Annotated in this window: 19 protein-coding genes; 2 read left to right on the forward strand and 17 right to left on the reverse strand. The window is 40.8% G+C overall.

Features of this window, described 5'->3' with window-relative positions; all coding sequences use genetic code 11:
- Positions 1-11: 11 nt before the first annotated feature.
- The 16 genes from JK635_RS00900 to JK635_RS00975 all read right to left on the reverse strand — a co-directional run bounded on the left by JK635_RS00900 (position 12) and on the right by JK635_RS00975 (position 17,603).
- Entirely contained in the window at positions 12-1,169 is a 1,158-nt protein-coding gene (locus JK635_RS00900; protein WP_202651496.1) for a DUF4317 domain-containing protein, read from the reverse strand.
- Positions 1,170-1,293: 124 nt separating this feature from the next.
- Positions 1,294-1,842, reverse strand: coding sequence for a TetR/AcrR family transcriptional regulator (locus JK635_RS00905; RefSeq protein ID WP_306792885.1), 549 nt, complete (start codon positions 1,840-1,842; stop codon positions 1,294-1,296).
- Between the two features lie 49 nt (positions 1,843-1,891).
- Positions 1,892-3,070, reverse strand: a complete 1,179-nt coding sequence (locus tag JK635_RS00910; RefSeq protein ID WP_202651500.1) for a thiolase family protein — start codon at positions 3,068-3,070, stop codon at positions 1,892-1,894.
- Between the two features lie 28 nt (positions 3,071-3,098).
- Positions 3,099-3,497: a MaoC/PaaZ C-terminal domain-containing protein gene (locus JK635_RS00915; protein ID WP_202651502.1), complete on the reverse strand. Its 399-nt coding sequence runs from the start codon at positions 3,495-3,497 to the stop codon at positions 3,099-3,101.
- Positions 3,494-3,943 carry a MaoC family dehydratase N-terminal domain-containing protein gene (locus tag JK635_RS00920; RefSeq protein ID WP_202651504.1) on the reverse strand — a complete coding sequence of 150 codons (450 nt, stop codon included), beginning with the start codon at positions 3,941-3,943 and terminating at the stop codon, positions 3,494-3,496. The genes JK635_RS00915 and JK635_RS00920 overlap by 4 nt, the downstream gene beginning before the upstream one ends.
- A gap of 20 nt (positions 3,944-3,963) precedes the next feature.
- On the reverse strand, positions 3,964-4,728 hold the full coding sequence (gene fabG, locus JK635_RS00925) for a 3-oxoacyl-ACP reductase FabG (protein ID WP_202651505.1): 765 nt from the start codon (positions 4,726-4,728) through the stop codon (positions 3,964-3,966).
- A gap of 57 nt (positions 4,729-4,785) precedes the next feature.
- On the reverse strand, positions 4,786-5,751 hold the full coding sequence (locus JK635_RS00930; RefSeq protein WP_368857058.1) for an MBL fold metallo-hydrolase: 966 nt from the start codon (positions 5,749-5,751) through the stop codon (positions 4,786-4,788).
- Between the two features lie 133 nt (positions 5,752-5,884).
- Complete coding sequence (locus tag JK635_RS00935; RefSeq protein WP_202651507.1) at positions 5,885-7,513, reverse strand: ABC transporter substrate-binding protein; 1,629 nt, start codon at positions 7,511-7,513, stop codon at positions 5,885-5,887.
- Positions 7,514-7,550: 37 nt separating this feature from the next.
- Complete coding sequence (locus tag JK635_RS00940) at positions 7,551-8,459, reverse strand: ABC transporter permease (RefSeq protein WP_202651509.1); 909 nt, start codon at positions 8,457-8,459, stop codon at positions 7,551-7,553.
- 40 nt (positions 8,460-8,499) lie between these two features.
- A complete protein-coding gene (nikB, locus tag JK635_RS00945; protein WP_202651511.1) occupies positions 8,500-9,447 on the reverse strand; it encodes a nickel ABC transporter permease in 948 nt (315 codons plus the stop codon).
- Between the two features lie 4 nt (positions 9,448-9,451).
- Positions 9,452-11,452: an ABC transporter ATP-binding protein gene (locus tag JK635_RS00950; protein ID WP_202651707.1), complete on the reverse strand. Its 2,001-nt coding sequence runs from the start codon at positions 11,450-11,452 to the stop codon at positions 9,452-9,454.
- 76 nt (positions 11,453-11,528) lie between these two features.
- Positions 11,529-13,079 carry a class I adenylate-forming enzyme family protein gene (locus JK635_RS00955; RefSeq protein WP_202651513.1) on the reverse strand — a complete coding sequence of 517 codons (1,551 nt, stop codon included), beginning with the start codon at positions 13,077-13,079 and terminating at the stop codon, positions 11,529-11,531.
- Positions 13,080-13,170: 91 nt separating this feature from the next.
- Complete coding sequence (locus JK635_RS00960; RefSeq protein ID WP_306792887.1) at positions 13,171-14,406, reverse strand: MFS transporter; 1,236 nt, start codon at positions 14,404-14,406, stop codon at positions 13,171-13,173.
- Between the two features lie 207 nt (positions 14,407-14,613).
- On the reverse strand, positions 14,614-15,060 hold the full coding sequence (locus JK635_RS00965; RefSeq protein ID WP_368857059.1) for a Zn-ribbon domain-containing OB-fold protein: 447 nt from the start codon (positions 15,058-15,060) through the stop codon (positions 14,614-14,616).
- Positions 15,014-16,153 (reverse strand): acetyl-CoA acetyltransferase, encoded by a 1,140-nt coding sequence (locus JK635_RS00970; RefSeq protein ID WP_202651515.1) that lies wholly within the window; start codon positions 16,151-16,153, stop codon positions 15,014-15,016. The genes JK635_RS00965 and JK635_RS00970 overlap by 47 nt, the downstream gene beginning before the upstream one ends.
- Positions 16,154-16,436: 283 nt before the next feature.
- Positions 16,437-17,603: an acyl-CoA dehydrogenase family protein gene (locus JK635_RS00975; protein WP_202651522.1), complete on the reverse strand. Its 1,167-nt coding sequence runs from the start codon at positions 17,601-17,603 to the stop codon at positions 16,437-16,439.
- Between the two features lie 309 nt (positions 17,604-17,912).
- Between JK635_RS00975 and JK635_RS00980 the strand changes: the two genes are divergently transcribed.
- Positions 17,913-18,935 (forward strand): phosphotransferase enzyme family protein, encoded by a 1,023-nt coding sequence (locus JK635_RS00980; protein ID WP_202651532.1) that lies wholly within the window; start codon positions 17,913-17,915, stop codon positions 18,933-18,935.
- Between the two features lie 196 nt (positions 18,936-19,131).
- A complete protein-coding gene (locus JK635_RS00985; protein WP_202651538.1) occupies positions 19,132-19,779 on the forward strand; it encodes a thermonuclease family protein in 648 nt (215 codons plus the stop codon).
- A gap of 87 nt (positions 19,780-19,866) precedes the next feature.
- On the opposite strand, the gene JK635_RS00990 is transcribed toward JK635_RS00985, so the two are convergent.
- The gene (locus JK635_RS00990) at positions 19,867-20,862 is read right to left on the reverse strand and encodes a LysM peptidoglycan-binding domain-containing protein (protein ID WP_235887799.1); all 996 of its coding nucleotides are present in this window, start codon (positions 20,860-20,862) and stop codon (positions 19,867-19,869) included.
- Positions 20,863-20,924 lie beyond the last annotated feature (62 nt).

Consider the following 20,924-nt stretch of genomic DNA (forward strand, 5'->3'; position numbering starts at 1 on the left):
TTCCAAAAATGTTACATGCTCTTTGCTTCCAATCGGAATCCTTCGACCACGACTTCTTCATCCACCTCAAGTAACAGGCACCGTTTTCCTTCGTACGTGATGTATTTTACATATTTCATGTCCTTCGGATTGATGGTGACATCTGCCACCTTGGTGCTGATTTTGATTGTTTTCGGAATTAAGCTGCTCGCTTTGAATTCATGTTTTTCGTCTTCTACGACCGCTTTGAAGGCATGCTCGACTTTGGCTGGTTCGACATTTTCGACGCCGCTGACGGTTAAGATCCGTTCGATGTCATGGTGATCCAATGTAGGAATTTCGTCGTCTTCTTTTTCCGCACTTTCCAGCACTACTCGATCAATTTCCTCATAAACATTCGAAATGATCGTGGAGTCCACTTCATCCCCGATAACTTCCTTTAAAATAAAGTCAAAGCAGTCCTTATCTTCCTGCGCGGTGATAATGTCTTCACAATCAAGAACTTTTTCGATAAAAGTAAAATCCGGTTGATTTACTTTTCCGGCACAATAGAGAATATGGTTCACATCGGCCGCATTGTCGTTAAAAGCAGGAAACAGAAAGCCTGACATCGGAGAGTCCAAATTGATAATCGGATCCACACCTTGAGATGGTTTAAATTCTTTTTCAATATAGTCAAACAGCAGAGCTTTTTTTGGCTGATCCGTTTTATTCAGACTGCAAAGGATAAACGAATTGGCATAAACCTCATCATCCCCGCCCTCTTCTGATTCTGGATTCCTTTTCTTAGTTGGCTTGCGGTATTCTCCGCGGATAAATGTCACTACCGTATCAAATTCGTAGGCAGCGTGGGCAAACATTTTTCCAACGATGTCCAGCATGTTATCCTGCCAATCTTCAGATTCCGCCTGCATTCCTTCGAAAAGAATCGTTTGGGTACTGTAATCTACATCCCGCTTGAATTTTAACTCAAACAGTTTGGCATCAAGATGGCCGGTCAAAATCTTTTTAAAGTTAGCTAAAAATAATTCCTGCGTTTCCTGCTCCAACATTTGAAACGGCCGACAGACTTGATGGTAAATCTCACCAGATTCCTTTTTCACATATACATTGAAGATTTCTCGAATGTTCATACGGTAATTGTCTAATTTAAATTGTTTGCGGATATTTGCAATGTCTTTTTTATTCAAACTGTCTCAACTCCCATTCTTGATTATACTGTTAAGACAGGAAAATCTCTATTTCTAATTTTTATATTTTCATGAATGGGAGGTTGAGGATTCGATAACCTGGAAAATCTTTAAAATGGGAAAACTATTTGGTTAATCCGTTCAAAATTAATTCCATATAAAGATTTACGATCTCGTCTTCCGACATTTCACCATCGGGATTATACCAACTATATGAGCGGTTTACCATACCAAGGATAGCGAAAGTCACGATGTCACTTCTTAAATCGTTTCTAAATTCTCCTTCTCTAATACCTTCATCAATGACCTTTTGGAAATTAAGGCGAAATTCGCGCCTTTTTGAATTCACATTATCTATATGGTCTTTTTCCAAATGGCGGATCTCCCGATTAAAAACTCTCGCACTCTTGCCTGATGTTTTGATTTCACTTATTATTATATAAACCAATTTATATAACTTTTCTTTGTTGTTTAAATTTTTATCGTTAATAATCTCTTCCTGTTGATGGAGTAAGTTTTCAATAAAACTTAAATGGATATCTCGTAACAACTCTTGTTTACTCTCAAAATAGTAATAAAATGTCCCTTTTGTCACACCAATATTATCCACAATATCCTGAATCGTTGTCTTACTGAATCCCTTACTATCAAACAGATCGATACTTTCTTTCATGATTTTATCCTTCATTAGTCGTATCCTTTCAATCACTCAATGGTGTCATCTATGAATCTAATTCTCTTTCAATGACCGTGGCGATTCCCTGTCCACCACCGATACAAGCCGTAATCAAGGCGTACCTGGAGTCAGAGCGTTTCAGTTCATATACAGCTTTTGTTATTAAAATGGCTCCGGTTGCACCTAGCGGGTGACCATGGGCAATCGCCCCGCCATTCACATTCAGTTTCTCCGGATCTATTTGTAATTCACGATCACAGGCGATAACTTGAGCGGCAAAGGCTTCATTTAGTTCAATAAGATCCATCTGCTCTAAGGAAAGATCCAATTTTTCCAATACCTTCTTCGTAGCAGGTACCGGCCCAATTCCCATAATATTCGGGTCAACCCCTGCAACCGCTGTCCCCCGAATAACGGCCATTGGCTTGATACCAAGCTCTTCGGCTTTTTCTCTGGCCATAATGACTAAGCAAGAGGCGGCATCATTCAGTCCGGAACTGCTGCCGGCCGTGACGGTACCATCTTTTAAAAATGCAGGAGATAATTTGGCCAACCCTTCTAATGTAGAGTTTGGACGAGGATGTTCATCTTTCTTAAAAATAATCGGTTCACCCTTACGCACAGGTATTTTGATTGGAACAATTTGTTCATCAAAACGCCCCTCTTCCATTGCTCGCGCCATTCTTTGTTGACTTCTTAGCGAGAATTCATCTTGTTCTGCTCGTGTAATATTATATTTTTTTGCCAAATTCTCCGCTGTAATCCCCATTGGCGGATTACCAATTTCCTCCGGTGCTAAAAGCGAACCGCGGAACTTTGGCGGCATAGGGCTAAAGGGAAGTTCCGGCCGCTCCAACAAGAAAGGAGCGCGACTCATGCTCTCAATACCACCGGCAATATAAACATCACCGGCCCCAGATTGAATTGCTTGGGCAGCTAAAGCAACGGCATTAATTCCCGATCCGCACTGGCGATCAACCGTAAGACCCGGGATATTTATAGATAGGCCTGTTTGTAAAGCGGTTAATCTGGCAATATTCCCACCACCGCTTAATACATTACCTAAAATGACATCATCAATGAGTGCCGGATCAAGATTCACTCGATTGACCGCTTCTTTGATGACCTCAGCTCCATATAAATGGGCAGGAACTCTTGCCAAAGTTCCCCCTTGCCTTGCAATAGCTGATCTAACTGCCGATACAATTACAGCATCCCTTTTCATGGACTATACACCTCACATAGATAGTGAATTAATAAAGTGCAAATCTGACTTTCCCTTTAATAACCTCTTTCCCTTTCTGATTGATTGCGCTAACTTTAAAATGTAAATGTTCTTCCGTTTTATCTTCTAATTGAGCCTGTAATGTAATGACATCATTTAAAAAAACCATGCCAGCAAAACGAATCTGATAATCTTGGATAAAACCAATTTCATAATATGGTGTAAATAGTTTTGAAAGATTTCCCATCGTCCACATTCCATGGGCAATAATCCCCGGAAGCCCCGCCTTTTTTGCCTCCTCATCAATGGTATGAATCGGATTAAAATCACCCGATGCTCCAGAATACTTGATTAAATCCATCCTGGAGACAGGAGAAAGTGTTGTCTGAAGTGATTCGCCTGTGCGTAGTTCCGTAATGCTCGTCATACCTGCATCGCCCTCCTGACTGTTTCTGTAATAATGATGACCGACTCTTCGGTAAAAATTAATTTTCCGTTTGCATCTTCTCCGTATCGTTTCATTTTTAAAAAGCCCATTTTACCTGTGCTGCCTTCTTTTTCGTAATAATCTTCAATTACGGAATAACAGAAGACTTCTTCTTCTACTAAAAGCGGCCTTTCGTAATGATAAATCTGTTCACCGTGAATTAAACCTTTCCCAGGCAGCTTCAGCCCTTCGATGTTTCCCGAAAGAAAGACACGCGGGAAAGTCGGCGGAGCAATATTATTTCCATAACGTGAATTCTTTCCGGTTTCTTCATCAACATAGATGGGATGTAAGTCACCAATGGACTCGGCAAATCTTCTTACCAGCCCTCGTTCTACAACATTTTTCACCTTTGGAGATCTTTTTCCGATTGCATCGCGATACATTTATTTTCTCCTCCCCATTTTTAATTTGTCGGTCCGCCGGCTACATAGAGAACCTGACCATTGACATAAGAAGATTTCTCATCGGCAAAAAAGGCAACGGCATTAGCGATATCTTCCGGCTTACCGCTTCTGCCAACTGGAATCCGGCTTGCTGCTCCTTTGACAAATTGTTCGAAAGGAACGCCAACTCTTTCTGCAGTTGCTTTGGTCATCTCTGTTTCAATAAAACCAGGCGCAACGGCATTTGATGTAATACCATATTTCCCAAGCTCTTTTGCAAGTGTTTTGGTAAAGCCTTGCAGCCCTGCTTTAACCGTTGCATAATTTGCCTGCCCACGGTTTCCTAGTGCAGAGGTCGAGGAAATATTAATAATCCTGCCATATTTTTGCTGTACCATATATTTTTGTGCTGCCCGGGCAGCATGAAAGGATCCTTTTAAATGAACATCGATTACCTGATCCCAGTCACTGTCAGACATTTTGAACAGCAAGTTATCTCTGATAATTCCAGCATTATTGACCAAAATATCCAATGAACCAAACGTATTTACAACCTCTTCTATTGCCGCTTCAACTTCAGCTGCTTTCACTACATTCGCCTGTAGCGCTAGAATCTCATAACCCTTTTCTCTAAACTCCGCTCTCGCTTCACTTAAAGCTTCCTCATTGATATCAATAATGGCAATTTTTGCCCCTTCTTTTGCGAATTCTTCGGCAATGGCCTTCCCGATCCCGCGGCTGCCGCCAGTTACGAATGCTGTTCTTCCTTCAAATCTTTTGGTCATCCTTTATTCCTCCTAGTCACAATATTCAAAATATAAATAATAAACTATCCTCTTCCTCTAGTAATCTACAAGACGGTAGTGATAGACCCCATTGGTTTTTTCGGCAATGATGATGTTCCGTTCCTCTAACAGATCAAGAACTGCCACGATTTCAAACACAAATGTGATAACCGCCTTTTCATAACGTCTCCGATACACATCCTGGATGATTTCAAAACCGGTGGCGCTCCCATTGGCCTTCTTCAAAGCATTGATAACACGTTGAAGGCGATTTTCTATATTTTCTTCTGTTGCTTTAATGACCTCAGCTAAATGATCAATATCTGGTCCATGGCCTGAATAAGTAAGCTTGATCGGCAGATTTTTACATTTTTCTAAGTTTTGAAAATACTGGATCAATGGTCTTGCCCTTGGCTTTCCATATAGCGGCGCATCCAAAAATATCCCCGAATGCATCCCCTTAATAATATGATCCCCGCAAATAAGCATCTGGTCTTTAGCGTTATAGAGAGAGAGATGGTCCTGTGAGTGCCCAAGTGTTTCAATCACTTGCCAATCCGATAAACCTGGCACTTTATCGCCTTCTTGCAGTACCGTTTCAATTTCTAAATTATTTGATAGGGTACGGCCGCGTTTCCGGAATGCCCATTTGTAGGCCATCTCTTTCGGTAATCCAAATTCTTGGAGCAGCGTCTTAAAAAATTCTCCGGTCCAATCCAGATAGTCTTCATCTTGTAAAAACGTTAGTGTATCACGATGAGCAAACACTGGGACAGTAGGATGTTTCTCCAATATCCAATCAAGCAATCCCACGTGATCGTTATGATGGTGTGTTAATACGATTTGTTCAATTTCTGTTAGTTTTAAACCCAGCCTTTCAAGCCCAATATTTAGTTCTTTCCATGCCTGATCCGTTTTTAAGCCGGTATCAATCAGGGTCAGCTTCTCTCCAAATACAAGATAAGCATGGATGGGACCAATGGGGAAATTTGTTGGCAGTACCAATTTTTCAATTCTTTGCACATCCCTCAAATCCTTTGTAATAGTGTACTTTCCGATTATTTTCCCTCCAATACATGAGCGCTATAGCATTCCGCACCGGAGGATGTTTCATGAAGTAAAGACTGGCTTCTATCACCATTTGCATAGATCGGTCTTATTTGTCGAACCAAACATTCCGCAAGTAACCATAACCATAGGAAGCATGTGGATACGAATCCTTAACATAAGGAGGTCGTGGAGTCTTCGTATAATAGGTTGAAATCGGAATCGGGTTGATCAAGTTTTCCAGCACATAACGTTGAATGTCATGAACATATTCTTTTCTCTTTTCCTGATCGAGTATCAACCGTTGTTCATCAAGCATTTTATCCAGCTTAGGATCACTGATGTTATACCAGTTTTTCGCACCGTTTGTATGAAGTTGTGTACGCAGCCATTCATCCGGTTCCTGGAAATAAGTTTGGTAGCCGATTCCCATATCATATTCAACTTTCGGCCATCTTTCAGAATAATAGGTTGCATACTCCACTACTTCAATTTTTGCATTAATACCTACATTCCGCAGATCCTCCGCAATCCATTGGGCAACGCGAACCAATTGTGGCCCATAACCATCTGTAACCATTAGAGTCGTGTCAAATCCATTTGGATAGCCTGCTTCTGCCAGTAATTTTTTCGCCGCTTCTGGATCGTATGGCATTAGTTGTTCTCTATCCTTTAAAGGCAGAGCCCAATCACCTAAGGAAGGATTCACCGGACCACTGACCTCCCCGCCGCCATAGATATTATCCACCATTTTTTTCCTGTCAATAGCAAGACTAATCGCTTTCCGTACCCGCAAGTCGTTAAATGGTTTTTTCTTTATGTTTACGTATACCTGTTCTTGGGTCGGAAATAACGCTTCAAAAATGTCAAAATCGGGATTCGTCTTCTTAAGCTGAGCGAGTTCTTGTGGTGATAACTGCCCAATTGCCTCCGCCTGTCCGGTTCTTAATGCGGCGATCCGTGCGCTTTGATCTGGTACGACTTTATAAATCACCCTATCTAAATATGGTTTGCCCTTCTCGTAATAATTGGGATTCCGCTTGAAAGTAGCCTGCACATTGTCCTTCCATTCCTCCAAAATAAATGGACCTGTACCAATCATATCGGTCGTTAAATCGAATTTCCCTTCAATGCCTTCCTTCGGCAAAATCCACATAAAGTGATTGGCCATGAAATTTAAAAACGGGGCAAATGGCTGTTTTAATGAGAATACAACCGTCCGGTCATCTGTTGCTTTGACACTTTCAACGGCTGATAGTAGTGAAGCTTGATGTCCAGGTAAATTAATAATCCTTTCCATTGTCGCCACAACATCTTCAGCCGTTAACTGTCTGCCATTTACGGGTGGTTTATCCTGCCAGTAAGCTTCACGTAAATAAAAGGTATAGACTTTGCCATCATCAGAAACTTCCCAACGCTCGGCAAGATCCGGGACAACCTTATAATCGGTAAATTCCACACCAGGTCCTGTTTCAAAGGAAACCAGCTTATTGTAAACTAACCCGGCAAGGGAATTCGTATAGATAGAAGACTGGCGATGAGGGTCCAGCATATCAGGATCCGCAGCAGCCAGTATGGTATAGGTTCCTCCCTTTTTTGGTTCAGTTGAGCCTTTTTCACCAGTTGAATTTGTTTTTCCATTGGTATTCTTGAAAGTACCCGAGGAACATGCGCTCACTCCCAGTAACAGTAAAGCAGCCAGCAAAATATTTATATATAACCTTAGCTTTTTAACCATTCACAAACCTCCTTGATCCTCTTAATCTTATAAAAATTTAAGCGGACATTTTCGGGTCCAGAAAATCTCTTAAAGCATCTCCCAGTAAATTAAAGGCTAATACTAAAAGACTTAAGGCCAGGCCCGGAAATAATACCAGCCAAGGTGCACTTTCCATATATCTGCTGGCATCACTAAGCATCAATCCCCATGAAGGATTAGGCGGTGGCGTTCCGATCCCAAGAAAGCTGAGTGAGGCTTCGGCAATAATGGTCTGCCCAAATGCTAAGCTTGACATGACAATGATAGGAGCCATCATATTGGGCAGACCGTGTTTAAAAATAATCCTCACTGCGTTGGCCCCAACTGATCGTGAAGCTTCAACATAATTGGTTTCGCGGATTCGCAGCATTTCTCCGCGGACAATCCGGGCAAATCGTGGAACCTCAATAATGGTTAAGGCAATAATCACATTTTGAATCGCTGGGCCCAAAAGTGCGGCGATAAATAAGGCTAAAATTAACGCCGGGATGGACATGATGGCATCCATAATCCTTTGAATAACCATATCGACAATACCGCCGAAGTATCCTGAGACCATGCCTAACAAAATCCCCAAGAAGATTGATATCACTACCGTTGCAAAACCGACCAGTAAAGAAATCCTGGAACCATATACAATCCGGCTAAACACATCCCTTCCCAAATCATCCGTTCCCATGAAAAATTGAGGTTCGGGAGCAGCCAAAATGGCTTCCCGATTTTGCGCTACAGGGTCAAATGGTGCGATGATGGGGGCAAAAACGGCTACTAAAATAACAAGAAGGATCACTAAAAGGGAGACAAAGCCAATTTTCTGGGTAACAATAAAGCGTTTGCACTCACCCCCGAACTTTTTCAAATGCAGATTCCTGCCAGCTGTTACTCTTCCTTTTGGCAAATCCGTATCTAACTGAACTTGAGACATTTCTTTCACTTCCTTTCCTGAATTCAGGTTTATACAGCAGTTATCTAGTCCGAATTCTTGGGTCCACCCAGCCATACATGACATCAACGATTAAATTTACAAGCAAGAACATCGTTCCGAACATTAATACGGCCGCTTGAACGATGGGATAGTCCCTGGACAATACTGATTCATAAATCAAGTTCCCTAATCCCGGAAGCGAAAAAATAGATTCAAGTACCACAGTGCCGCCAAGCAGATAACCGACTTGTAAACCAATCAGCGTAATGACGGAAACCAGCGAGTTTCTTAAGGCATGTTTAAAAATGACAACCCATTCTTTTGCTCCTTTGGAGCGAACGGTCCGAATAAATTCAGAATGTAATACATCCAGCACAGCGGACCTGGTCATACGGACAATACTGGCACTTAACGTAATTGCTAAACAGATCGATGGTAATAACATCTGTTGAAGATTAACGATAGGATTTTCCGCAAAGGATTGATAGCCTAAAGGCGGAATCCAGTTTAACGCCAATGACAATCCTGTGAGCAAAATTAAGCCGAGCCAAAAGTTCGGAATGGATAAGCCGCCTACTGAAATGACACGTAGGAAATGATCGATTAATGTATTTTGCTTTACGGCAGAAATAACGCCAACCGGGATACCGATGATGATCGCCAAAATCATCGACATAACCGCCAGTTGTAATGTGACCGGGATTCTTTCAAAAATGACGTCAGACACGGCTTTGCCTGACCATAAAGATGTCCCCAAATCACCCTGAACAGCATGGGATACCCACTCACCTAATTGAGTCGTTATCCCTTTATCCAATCCCAATTCTGACTTTAGTGCCGCCATTTGCTCCTCTGTTGCTCCGGAATTGGCCAGTTGAAGGGTTACTACATCGCCGGGAACAGCTCTCATTACCACGAAAATAAAGGTAGTCATAATAAGTAATACCAATACGCTGTAGATTAATCTTTTGATGATATATTCAGCCATGTCCTCACTCCTTTCCGTACAAGTGACATGAAACCGTGTGTCCTTCAGAAATCGTTCTTAATTCCGGCTTTTCCTGCTTGCAAATATCCATCGCAAACGGGCAGCGGGTATGAAATTTACAGCCGCTTGGCGGATTAGCAGGAGAAGGTACCTCGCCTGTTAAAATCATTCTGTCCGGTTCAGCCTTCGGGTCCGGGACGGGCACAGCCGAAATAAGTGCTTTGGCGTAAGGATGCAGAGGTTCATTAAACAACGTTTCGGAATCGGTCACTTCCACAATTTCTCCAAGATACATGACGGCAATTCGATCTGACACATACTTGACTACATTTAAATCATGCGAGATGAATAAATAAGAAAGCCCCATTTTCACCTGTAAATCCTTTAGTAAGTTAAGAATCTGCGCCTGAACGGAAACATCTAAGGCTGATACCGCTTCATCACAAATTAATAGGTCCGGCTCGGTAGCCAGAGCACGGGCAATGCCAATTCTTTGCCTTTGTCCGCCGGAAAATTGATGCGGGAATTTATGCATATCACTTTTTGCTAAACCGACTATTTCCAGAAGTTCACCGACCCGCTTTTGGATCTCTTTTCCTTTCACCAGGTTGTGGACTTCTAACGGTTCTCCGATAATGTCCAAGATCGTCATCCTTGGATTTAAAGAACTATATGGATCTTGAAAGACAAATTGAACTCGTCTTCTTAATTGTTTCATGTCTTGGCGGCTGATTTTGGATAGATGTTTCTCTTCAAAAACGACCTCTCCTGCCGTAGGTTTGATTAATCCTGTTATTAAACGGCCAACCGTTGACTTTCCGCATCCTGATTCGCCGACAAGCCCTAGAGTTTCGCCTTTATAAATATCGAGTGAAACACCGTCAACCGCCCGAACATGCCCAACAGTTCGGGAAAGGATGCCTTTTGTGATCGGAAAATATTTCTTTAGATTTTTTACATCTAATAATAATTGTTGATCATCCAAGTGTTTATTACTTTCGAAAGCTGTTACTGCTTCATCGCTTTCCTCTTCTTTATCAGCAGCTTCCCGTTTTACTTTCAAGTCCCGGCCTGCTAACCAACACTTACTTTCCCTGCCTTCCCCTACCTTAAAAAGAGGCGGCTCCTCAGTCCCGCATTTTTCTGAAGCAAGCGGACAGCGTGGATGAAACCGACAGCCCGAAGGTAGTTCCTTTAAACTGGGGACATTGCCTTTGATCGTTTGGAGGCGTCTGTTCCGATCCGTTTCAATTCGCGGAATACTTCTCATCAGCGCTTCCGTATACGGATGTTCCGGTTTTTCAAATAAATCGATAACAGTAGATTGTTCCACTACTTGACCTGCATAAACAACCACCACCCGATCGGCCATTTCCGCTACAACACCCAAATCATGTGTCACCAGGATAATAGACGTTCCAAATTTAGATTGTAAGTCTTTCAATAATTGCATAATTTGTGCTTGAACCGTCACGTCCAATGCCGTTGTTGGTTCGTCTGCAATAATTAAATTGGGCCGGCATGCCAATGCAATGGCGATCATGACCCTTTGCCTTTGTCCCCCTGACAGCTGATGGGGATAGGCATCAATCCGGCTTTCCGGATCAGGAAGCCCAACTAGACGCAAGAGCTCTATGGCGCGCTCTTTATACTCTTTTTTCGAAAGATCCTCATGAATCTTAATCGTTTCAATAATTTGATCCCCAATGGTATAAACCGGATCCAAACAAGTCATCGGATCTTGAAAGATCATGGCAATCTCGTTTCCTCTGACTTTGCGTATTTCTGCATCAGTTAAATCTTTTAAATTTAACTGATTGAATAATATTTTTCCTGAGGTAACCTCCCCATTACTATCCAGCAATCTTAAAATTGACAAAGCCGAAACACTTTTGCCGGAACCGGATTCTCCGACGATCGCAACCGTTTCCCCTTTAGAAATGTGAAAGGACACGCCGGCGATTGCTTCGACAACGCCCATTCTCGTTTTAAAAACCGTCTTCATATCCTCCACTTGTAAGAGTGGTGTTGTATTTGCGGCCAATCACACATCCTCCTTTCTACTAAAAAATGGAGTTCTGTTAGATTTTGAGATTTACATTTTCAAGTTTTTCCCTCAATTTTGTTTTCAGTATTTTCCCAACACCATTCCTTGGAAGCTCTTTGATAAACACAACATGACGGGGAGTTTTATACTTGGCTAAGTGTTTTTGTGAATATTCAATTAACTCTTCTTCGGTTACTTCTTTTCCTTCTTTCTTCACGACAAAGGCAACAATTTCTTCTCCCATTCTTTCTGAAGGAACCCCCACCACCGCTACTTCCAAAACAGCCTCATGTTTAATCAGCAGTTCCTCCAGGTCACGTGGATAGATGTTAAATCCACCGCGAATAATCAAGTCTTTTTTACGGTCAACAATATATAAATAGCCATCCTCATCCACTCTTGCCAAATCACCGGTATGAAGCCAGCCATTTCTCAAGGCTTTTTCCGTTGCTTCCGGATTTCGGAAATATCCCGGTGTGACATTGTCGCCCTGCACCAATAATTCGCCAACCTCTCCAGTTGGAACTTCTTGGTCGTTTTCATCAACGATCTTGATTTTGACGCCCGGCATCGGAATCCCAACCGAACCTTCTTTGATCGGCATATTATTCCGCTGTGAGGCTACACCCGGTGAAGCTTCCGATAATCCATAGGCGTCGCGGACTTCAGCACCGAATTTTTCCCGGAATTTATGCCGCAGACTTACGGCCAATGCTGCCGACCCCGATCCTACCGTCTCCAAACTTGACAAATCATATTGATCCGCATTTGGATGATATAACATCGCATGAAGCATTGCAGGAACGGCTGCAAATGACTTAACCTTATATTTTTCAATCACCTTAAACACTTCTTCTGCGTCAAATTTTGAGAAAATGACCACAGAACTTCCGAGAACCAACATTCCATTCATAATCCCAAAACCATAGATATGCGCTAACGGGAGAACCCCGATTGTCGTTGCTCTATCATCTTTATCATCTCTCAATGAAAGCCCCGATGCAGTATTGGCATACAAATTTTTGTGTGTTAACATCACACCCTTTGGGGCACCTGTAGTTCCTGATGTATATAAAATCACCGCTACATCTGCTTCATTCATTTCAACTTGGATTTCATCAGGTTCAACAGCTAACAGCGCTTGATCCCATTCCACCACATCCAAATCCGTTTGTAATAAATCGGCTGGATTCGGTTTACCAACAGAAATAACCTTAGGTTTAACCTTTAAATCAGATGTTGCGGTGATCATTTTCGGTAATATTGCAGATGACGTAATCACTGCTTTTGCTTCAGAATTTTTGAGGATAAAATTCACTTCGTTTTCATGCAGCAAATACATTACAGGGACAATAATGGCCCCCGTACCTAACACGCCTTGATAGGAAAAAATCACCTCGGGACAGTTTGGCATACAGATCAGGACACGATCCCCTTTCTCAACACCCAGTGATCGCATCACATTCGACACCTTCCGGGATATTACTTGGGATTCAATATTTGTATACGTTTTTTCCCCATAATAGAGCAGATTGTACTCGCCAAACTTTTTAATATTTTCATTCATTAATTCTGTTAGCAGCATATTACCCTCTCCATTTTTTATTTATTTTCCAATATGATTAAAGGTAAAAGCTCAACAAGAAAAAAGATCTAAAGTAGTTTTTTTATATATTTTAGGCGTGGTAATTTTTATGTCCGGTATCCTTTTGACGCAGCTTCTTAAGCTGGATTTTCGGCTGCTTTGAAGTCATCATCACGATGAGTAAAAGCAATGCGGTTATAATCGCGGAGGTAATAAAAGGCGCTGATACCATGTAGGCAAATACCCACCCGCCCCAAAGCGGACCCAGTATCCTTCCTAAGCTATCCATGGCGTGTTGCAACCCCATCGTAATCCCCTGACCCATTTCGTTGCGTTTTGACAACATAGCTGTCGCAATAGGACGTACTAACGCCTGACCGAAGCCGGTAAACATACATCCGACAATGGCAACCCATTCGAATGAAGAAATGCTGATTAAACAATAGCCAAATGTGGAAATGATTAACCCCATTTTGCAAATGGTGTCTTCCTCGAAAAAATCGGTAAACTTTTTCAGGAAAAAGAATTGCACAATGACGGAAAAACCAGCTTGAGCGCTAAATGCAAGACTTACAAATTCAGGAGACGAATCAAAGCGCGCGATCATAAAATAGCCAAGCAGACCAAAAAGGCTGGATGCAGCAATAGATAAACCGAGAATGATCGTATAAAGGTCCCAATATCCTTTCTTGGTTACCATCGCAATTGATTGCCACAGGGATAAGGACTCACTCCCTTTTGCAGAAGGATTCTTATTTTCTCTTTGAAAATCGGTTTCTTTAATGAACAACCAGGCGAATGGAAGCGTGATAAATGCCAATGAACCAGCAACAATAAAGGGCACCAATACCCCGAAAGGTGAAAACACACCTCCTACGGCAGGACCACATAAAAAGCCAAGACCATTGACAGCCCCCATCTTTGCGATCGATTGACTGCGATTCTTCCTTTCCGTTTGATCGGCTACCATTGAAAAGACTGCCGGTTGGGCACCTGATGACAATGCTGCACCAATTAACCGTAACAGAAGCAGCTGCCAATAACTCTGAGCAAAAATCAAGATTAGGAAGGCAACTCCAAAACCAAATACGCCAAATATCAGTACCGGTTTTCTTCCTATCTTATCGGCAAGACGCCCCCAGAGCGGGGCCGTTATCAATTGTGATATGGCCCAGATGATAATTAAAGATGACATTTGTACGGATGAAAGGTTTAAGTTATCCGCTAAGAATGGTAATGTAGGAAGCACTATTCCATAACCTGTCATCGTCAAAAACATAATGAATCCTAGTATAAAGAATGCCTTTCGATCCATCATCATTTTCATCTTCTTTCTATGTTAAAAGAAAACTTACAGATTGATGAGCTTTTATTAAGACGAAGACAGTGATTTTGATTTGAGGGAAGCAGCAATTTGGTAAATGTACTTCCCTTAGCTCTAAAGGAACGGAAAGGTAATTCTTCCGTTCCTTTTTCAATCAAAGCAAACGGAACGATATTTTCGATTAAAGGGAAAGGGCGAAAGTTATCCCCTCTAAACTAGTCGAAAATAGGGAAGAACAATTGGGTCATCCACCTTTTCAAAAACAACAGTTACTCGTTTATCTATAGCGATATCCTCCCGCTTGCCAATGATACGAGTCATCATTCTTACCCCCTCATCGAGCTCGACAATCCCGACAACAAAAGGGACTTCCTGTTTAAAAGGTCCAAAAGCTTGATGCACAACGGTATAACTATATATTTTCCCGGCACCTTGAGAATTTCGCCACCTGATCTTCTCTGAAAAACAGTGAGGGCAAATGGAACGAGGATAAAAGATATAGTTTTGACAATCATCACAATATTGAATCAATAATTGTTCGTTCTTTAACCCGTCCCAGAATGATTTTGATTCCTGATCGATGGATGGTTCAAGAATATCTTTTATCAGCTTAATCCCTCCCCAAAATAACAGTTGACGTGGAGGACAACACCCCACCGGTACCATGCACCAATGCAAGTTTTGCATTCTCTACCTGGCGCTTGCCTCCCTCTCCTCTTAGCTGTCGTACGGCTTCAATCAATAAAAATATTCCATACATTCCTGGATGACAGTACGATAAACCACCGCCATTGGTATTCATTGGGAAATCACCGCCGGGAGCAGTTCGTTGACCACTGACAAAAGCTCCACCCTCACCCGGCTTACAAAAACCAAGTGCTTCAAGGGTTAATAGTACAGTAATCGTGAAAGAATCATAGATTTCCGCTATATCAATTTCATCATGGGTAATACCTGCCATTTCAAAAGCAGCTCTGCCAGATTCGCGTGCACTTGTCATCGTTAAATCAGGCATGTTCGCAATGGTATTATGGGAATGTGATTCACCATGACCCAATATCCAAATGAGTTTTTTGTTCAGTCTGGAGGCAACTCTTTTCGATACTACGACAACAGCTCCACCTCCATCGGTAACTAAGCAGCAGTCCAATAAATGGAGCGGTTCAGCAATAAGCCGGGAATTCAAAACATCCGCAATCTCAATTGGTTCCCTCATATAAGCCTTTTCATTCAAAGTCGCCCATTTTCTTGTTGCCACTGCAATTTCCGCCAGCTGCTCAGAGGTAGTACCATACTGGTGCATATGTCGCATGGCAGCCAAAGCATAAGCCCCCACCGGAGTCGGCAACCCATATGGTAATTCATACTGAGCTGTTAATGCAGATGGAAATGCCGATCTACCTGGATTGGTCCGACTCGTACTTCCGTAAGTGATTAACGCTACCTCAAACAATCCGGCATTAATTCCAGCTACGGCATGCCCAACATGCGCCTCAAATGAAGAGCCGCCAATATTTGTTGAATCTGTATATTTTGGCTGGATGCCCAAATATTCAGCTAACATCAGGCTGGGAGCCCACGCCCAATTTCCCGCTGTAAACAATGCATCCACCTCATTCTTTGTTAATCCAGCATCTTCTAACGCTAATTTTGCAGCCTGTGCCTGCAGCTGTAGAACATTTTTCCCCGGAGTTTTGCCAAGATCGGATTCGGCAACACCAACAATTGCAGCAACTCTTTCTGATTTCATCGTGCCCCCCTTTTCCTAGGACCCTTTATTAAACAAGAAAAAATTGATTTTTTCATCCATAAAATGGTCTAGATTAATCCCCAACTGACTAGTTAGTATGCTATATCATATTTTTACTTACCGGTTAGTATGTTGCGAAAACAATAAACGGATCCTTTCGTTTTTTATAAGTAAAGCTAACTAACTAATGGCTATGTCATCGGAACAATTAACTAACTAGTTAGTATTTTTTTGTAAAACAAACTGACTGGATAGTATGTTTTTAATATGAAAACAAAATCATTTATAGCAATTCTCCTACTTTTATATGGCCCTTTAATAGATTGCGTGCGATGGTACGACGTTGAATTTCATCCGTTCCTTCAAAAATTCGATGCAATCTTAATTCCCGATACCAGCGTTCAATTGGTAATTCTTTCGTATAGCCCATTCCCCCATGGATCTGTAAAACCCGATCGACCACCTTATTGGCCATGATTGCCCCATTTAATTTTGCCATTGATGATTGATGACGAGCATCCATTCCATTTTCCGCCATCCATGCTGCGCGGAATACAATCCATTTCGCTGCTTCAATTTCCACCGCAGAATCTGCAATCATCCACTGAATGGCTTGCCGTTCCGCAATTGGCTTGCCAAATGTTTCTCGGGTCTTCGAATAATCAATGGCCATTTGTAATAACCGCTCAGCAGCACCAATTGCACCGGCTGGAATCATGTAACGTCCCTGGCCAATCCATTTCATTCCCAGTTTGAACCCTTGACCAAGCTCCCCTAAAATATTTTCTTCAGGCACTCTGACATTTTCAAAAACAAGTGTAGCAGGACCCCATTCTCCCATCGTATGAATATATTCGGATCTCCAGCCCATATCCCGGTCAACTAAGAAGCAAGTTACCCCACCATCAGCTCCTTTTTCTTTGTCCGTAACCGCGAAGACCATTACGAAATCTGCTTCATTCCCATTTGTAATAAAAACCTTTTCTCCATTTAATACCCAATGGTCTCCATCTTTAATTGCTTGCATTTTGATATTTCTCGCATCGGATCCGGCCCCTGGTTCAGTTATCGCAAAACAAGAACGTCTTTCACCGTTGATAACAGGTATTAAATATTTTTGTTTCTGCTCTTCATTACATTCATACAAAATGTTGTCAGCCGAACCGCCAAAGTTAAAAGGAACAAACGTCCTTCCTAATTCCATCGCAATAATGACGGACATAATCGGTCCCAAATTTGCCCCGCCATATTCCTCAGGCGTGTTAATCCCCCAAAAGCCAATATCTTTTGCTTTTAACCGCAGCTCCTTGACTTTTTCTCTAGAAATACCTGGCCTTCCTTCTCTTTCGTTTTTTAATACTTCCTGCTCCAGTGGTTTGAGTTCCTTATTCACAAAATCCCGAACAGTCTTCTGAATCATTTTTTGTTCATCTGTTAATGTAAAATCCATGATTTTTCATCTCCCTTATGATATTTTATTCAAGTAATCACCCATATATCGAGGTGGATCGCGATTACTTTTAGCCAATTATAGATAACACCCCCTTTTATATTTTGAATATTTAAAAAATACCTAATTTATAGAATATTCTATCACCTGTATTTTAAAAAATAAAGCGTTTTCATTAGACACTTTTTGACCTTTTGTTTCAAATTTATCTCTTTAAAGTGATAACCTTAATCTGGATCATACACGGTCAATTTGTTTATATATTGATATAGAGGTTTTTTATCATAATGGAAAGCTGAGGATATGGCTATGGAAATATCAGTTTCAAGATTATTTACAAACGAGCTTTTGCAAAAGGCTTTAAGGTTATTTGCGGCGACAGAAAAAGAACCAAAAATGCTTGGTGACTTCGAAACTTATATATTTGAGGTCTATCAAAATGACAGCCCTTTTATCTTGCGGTTAACTCACAGCTCCCACCGTACAAAAGAACAAATTGAATCAGAGTTGGATTGGCTGAATTTTTTGTCGGAGCAAAAAATCAACGTGTGTTATGCCATTCCTTCTGTAAATGGAAATTATGTTGAAGTATTAGCATCAGAAGACACATTCTTTTTCGCCAGCCTGTTTAAAAAGGCAAATGGAGGAATAGTAAAGGCACAAAGTGTAAATTTCAATGATGCTTTGTTTTATGAATGGGGAAAGTTAGTCGGGAAAATGAATCGTATTACCAAAACCTACCGAAAACCCAGTTATATCGGCAAAAGGCCTGAATGGGATGAGGAAGATTTCATTTCCATTGAAAAGTATTTTCCTGCTGATGATAAGTTGCTGTTGGAAAAAGGAAAAGCCTTACTTCAACAAGTTCAACAGCTTGACAAACACCCTGACTGCTATGGACTTATTCATTCCGATGTTCACCAGGGAAACTTCTTTGTAGAAAATGGAAAAATCGAGCTGTTTGATTTTGATGATTGCTCTTACCATTGGTTTGCCAGCGATATTGCAATCCCGATTTATTATGCAATATGGTATAAAATGCCCTTTGAAGCTAAGGAAAATCGCTCTAACTTTGCCCAAAATTTTGCGACACAATTTTTAAAGGGATATTACACAGAGAATGAACTCGATCCCTATTGGCTTCAACAACTGCCATTATTTCTCAAACTTCGCGATCTTGTTTTATATTCTGTTTTTCACAAAAAAGAAGATTTATCTACAGCTGATGAAAAACTACTGAAATTTTTAAGTGATATTAGACATCGACTGCTTCTGAATGAACCAATTGCTGATTTAAATATTGAATTGATATTGAAGGAAATCGGAATTTAACTAAATACAGTGATGGGGTATCCCTCATGATAAATGAAAACTTACCGACTAGCTTTGATAGAGTTTTTTTAATTTTATTTACCAAGGTCTACGTTCCTTCAAATAAATTGTTCAACTTGATAAAAAAATTGATTACTAAGTTTATAAAATATGTTACTCTTTTTACTGTAAAAAAAGTATAAAGGGGGCATATTGGATGAAATCATTATTAAAAGTGATTAGTGCCATCATGATTTTCACTCTTGGTTTTACTTTTGTCTTTTCTGGTGAAAAAGCTGAAGCAAGAGCAGGGGCCAAATTTACAGTAAAACTAACAAAATGTGTAGACGGTGACACAGCCTATTTTACAAAGGTCGGTAAGTCACGTTTCCTCTATGTGGACACTCCAGAAAGCACAATTCAACACGAAGCATATGGAAAAACTGCCGCTAATTATACATGCTCGATGTTAAAAAAGGCCAAAAAAATTCAGCTGCAATACGATGGTCCAAGAAAAGACAAGTATAACCGTACTCTAGTATGGGTATGGGTGGACGGCAAACTACTGCAAAAGTTGCTGGTTCAAAAAGGATATGTAGAAAAATTCTATGACTATGGCACTTATTCTTATGAATCAGAATTGATCAAGCTACAAAAACAGGCGCAAAAAAATAGGGTCGGGCTTTGGAGTAAGAAAAAAGCCTCATCATCCAACAGCACCACAAAGAAACCAAGTACTAGTAAAACCAGCTTTAAGAATTGTACCGAATTGAGAAAGGTATATCCAAATGGCGTACCTAAAGGTCATAAGGCATATGATTCAAAAATGGACCGTGATAAAGACGGATACGCTTGTGAGAGGTAAGAATAAGTCCTCTTACCCGCTTGATTCCAAATGAAAAAAGCACCTCCAAATGTTAGTTGCGCATCTAACATTTGAGGTGCAGTCTATTTATTTGTAGATTTTGGTCTGTTTCACCAGACTTCTCGTATCGTTTTTGTATTCCAGTAGAGAGGCACTTTCCAATTTGGATACTAGTTTGCCGACAGTGTCAAATTTTCCAATTTGGGTTGCGTTTACACGAACATATCTTATTTTTGCATTATACTTGCCAGAGTAGAAATAAAGGTCATAATCGTCCACCTTTATTTTGCTGCTCTTATTTTGCTCTTGGATATATTTAATGGCAAGTTTATGATATTCCTTGGTATCTGGAACCAAAAGGAATACTTGCGTGTTGCTGTCGTTTTTCACATTTTTATATTCCCATTTTAGCTTCTTTTCAGTTAATTTCTTATGAATCTCTGATCTTAAACTTACTTTTGTGAGAAATTCCACTTTCTTTTTATTAAATGTGCTTTTAATGCTTGGTTCAACAAGTTTCCTAGCTTCATAACTTATCAGATTCAACATATAGTTGTCATACACATATTCCGTTTGATCCCCAACAAGGTCTTTGGCAACGAAATAACGTGTGTTCGTGCTTTTTTCCTTCATTTCTACAGACACATATGCTGGATTTTCACCTTCCAAGTCGGCATTTTCCGTGACATATAGTGTGATGTCCATTTTCCCTTTATAGGTAGATACAATATAATCAATTAGTTTCGAACGTTTAATCATCTTCTTTTGATTAGTTGTATATGATTTGTCTTTTTCTAGCTCCGCATAATATTGTTTTGCAGTCTTGTATGAGTAAGAAACTGGCACTTTCAATTTCTTCCCAGCATATATACGGTCCGACTTCAGTTTGTTCAAGCTTTTCAATTTGGCTACGGTAGTTTTGTATTTTTTAGCAAGCTCGCTGAGCGTATCGCCTTTTTGAATGGTAATCATCTTATAGTTGGATGCTGCATTCACATTAAGTGTTCCTGCCCCGGAACCTAATGCAATCATGGTCGCTAAACCTACACTTAAAATTGATTTTTTCAAATTCTTATTCTTCATGGTCATTTCCCCCTAAAGAATTAGATGGTAATATCGGAAAAAGTGTTTCAATTATAGTTATT

The organism is Neobacillus paridis, assembly GCF_016765675.1.
Classification (GTDB): domain Bacteria; phylum Bacillota; class Bacilli; order Bacillales; family Cytobacillaceae; genus Neobacillus; species Neobacillus paridis.

Bases quoted from the DNA above. Each gene is read 5' to 3' on its own strand.
- JK635_RS00905 (WP_306792885.1), bottom strand. From the start codon at position 1,842: ATGAAAGAAAGTATCGATCTGTTTGATAGTAAGGGATTCAGTAAGACA.
- JK635_RS00910 (WP_202651500.1), bottom strand. From the start codon at position 3,070: ATGAAAAGGGATGCTGTAATTGTATCGGCAGTTAGATCAGCTATTGCA.
- JK635_RS00915 (WP_202651502.1), bottom strand. From the start codon at position 3,497: ATGACGAGCATTACGGAACTACGCACAGGCGAATCACTTCAGACAACA.
- JK635_RS00920 (WP_202651504.1), bottom strand. From the start codon at position 3,943: ATGTATCGCGATGCAATCGGAAAAAGATCTCCAAAGGTGAAAAATGTT.
- fabG (WP_202651505.1), bottom strand. From the start codon at position 4,728: ATGACCAAAAGATTTGAAGGAAGAACAGCATTCGTAACTGGCGGCAGC.
- JK635_RS00935 (WP_202651507.1), bottom strand. From the start codon at position 7,513: ATGGTTAAAAAGCTAAGGTTATATATAAATATTTTGCTGGCTGCTTTA.
- JK635_RS00940 (WP_202651509.1), bottom strand. From the start codon at position 8,459: ATGTCTCAAGTTCAGTTAGATACGGATTTGCCAAAAGGAAGAGTAACA.
- nikB (WP_202651511.1), bottom strand. From the start codon at position 9,447: ATGGCTGAATATATCATCAAAAGATTAATCTACAGCGTATTGGTATTA.
- JK635_RS00950 (WP_202651707.1), bottom strand. From the start codon at position 11,452: ATGAAGACGGTTTTTAAAACGAGAATGGGCGTTGTCGAAGCAATCGCC.
- JK635_RS00955 (WP_202651513.1), bottom strand. From the start codon at position 13,079: ATGCTGCTAACAGAATTAATGAATGAAAATATTAAAAAGTTTGGCGAG.
- JK635_RS00960 (WP_306792887.1), bottom strand. From the start codon at position 14,406: ATGAAAATGATGATGGATCGAAAGGCATTCTTTATACTAGGATTCATT.
- JK635_RS00970 (WP_202651515.1), bottom strand. From the start codon at position 16,153: ATGAAATCAGAAAGAGTTGCTGCAATTGTTGGTGTTGCCGAATCCGAT.
- JK635_RS00975 (WP_202651522.1), bottom strand. From the start codon at position 17,603: ATGGATTTTACATTAACAGATGAACAAAAAATGATTCAGAAGACTGTT.
- JK635_RS00980 (WP_202651532.1), top strand. From the start codon at position 17,913: ATGGAAATATCAGTTTCAAGATTATTTACAAACGAGCTTTTGCAAAAG.
- JK635_RS00985 (WP_202651538.1), top strand. From the start codon at position 19,132: ATGAAATCATTATTAAAAGTGATTAGTGCCATCATGATTTTCACTCTT.
- JK635_RS00990 (WP_235887799.1), bottom strand. From the start codon at position 20,862: ATGAAGAATAAGAATTTGAAAAAATCAATTTTAAGTGTAGGTTTAGCG.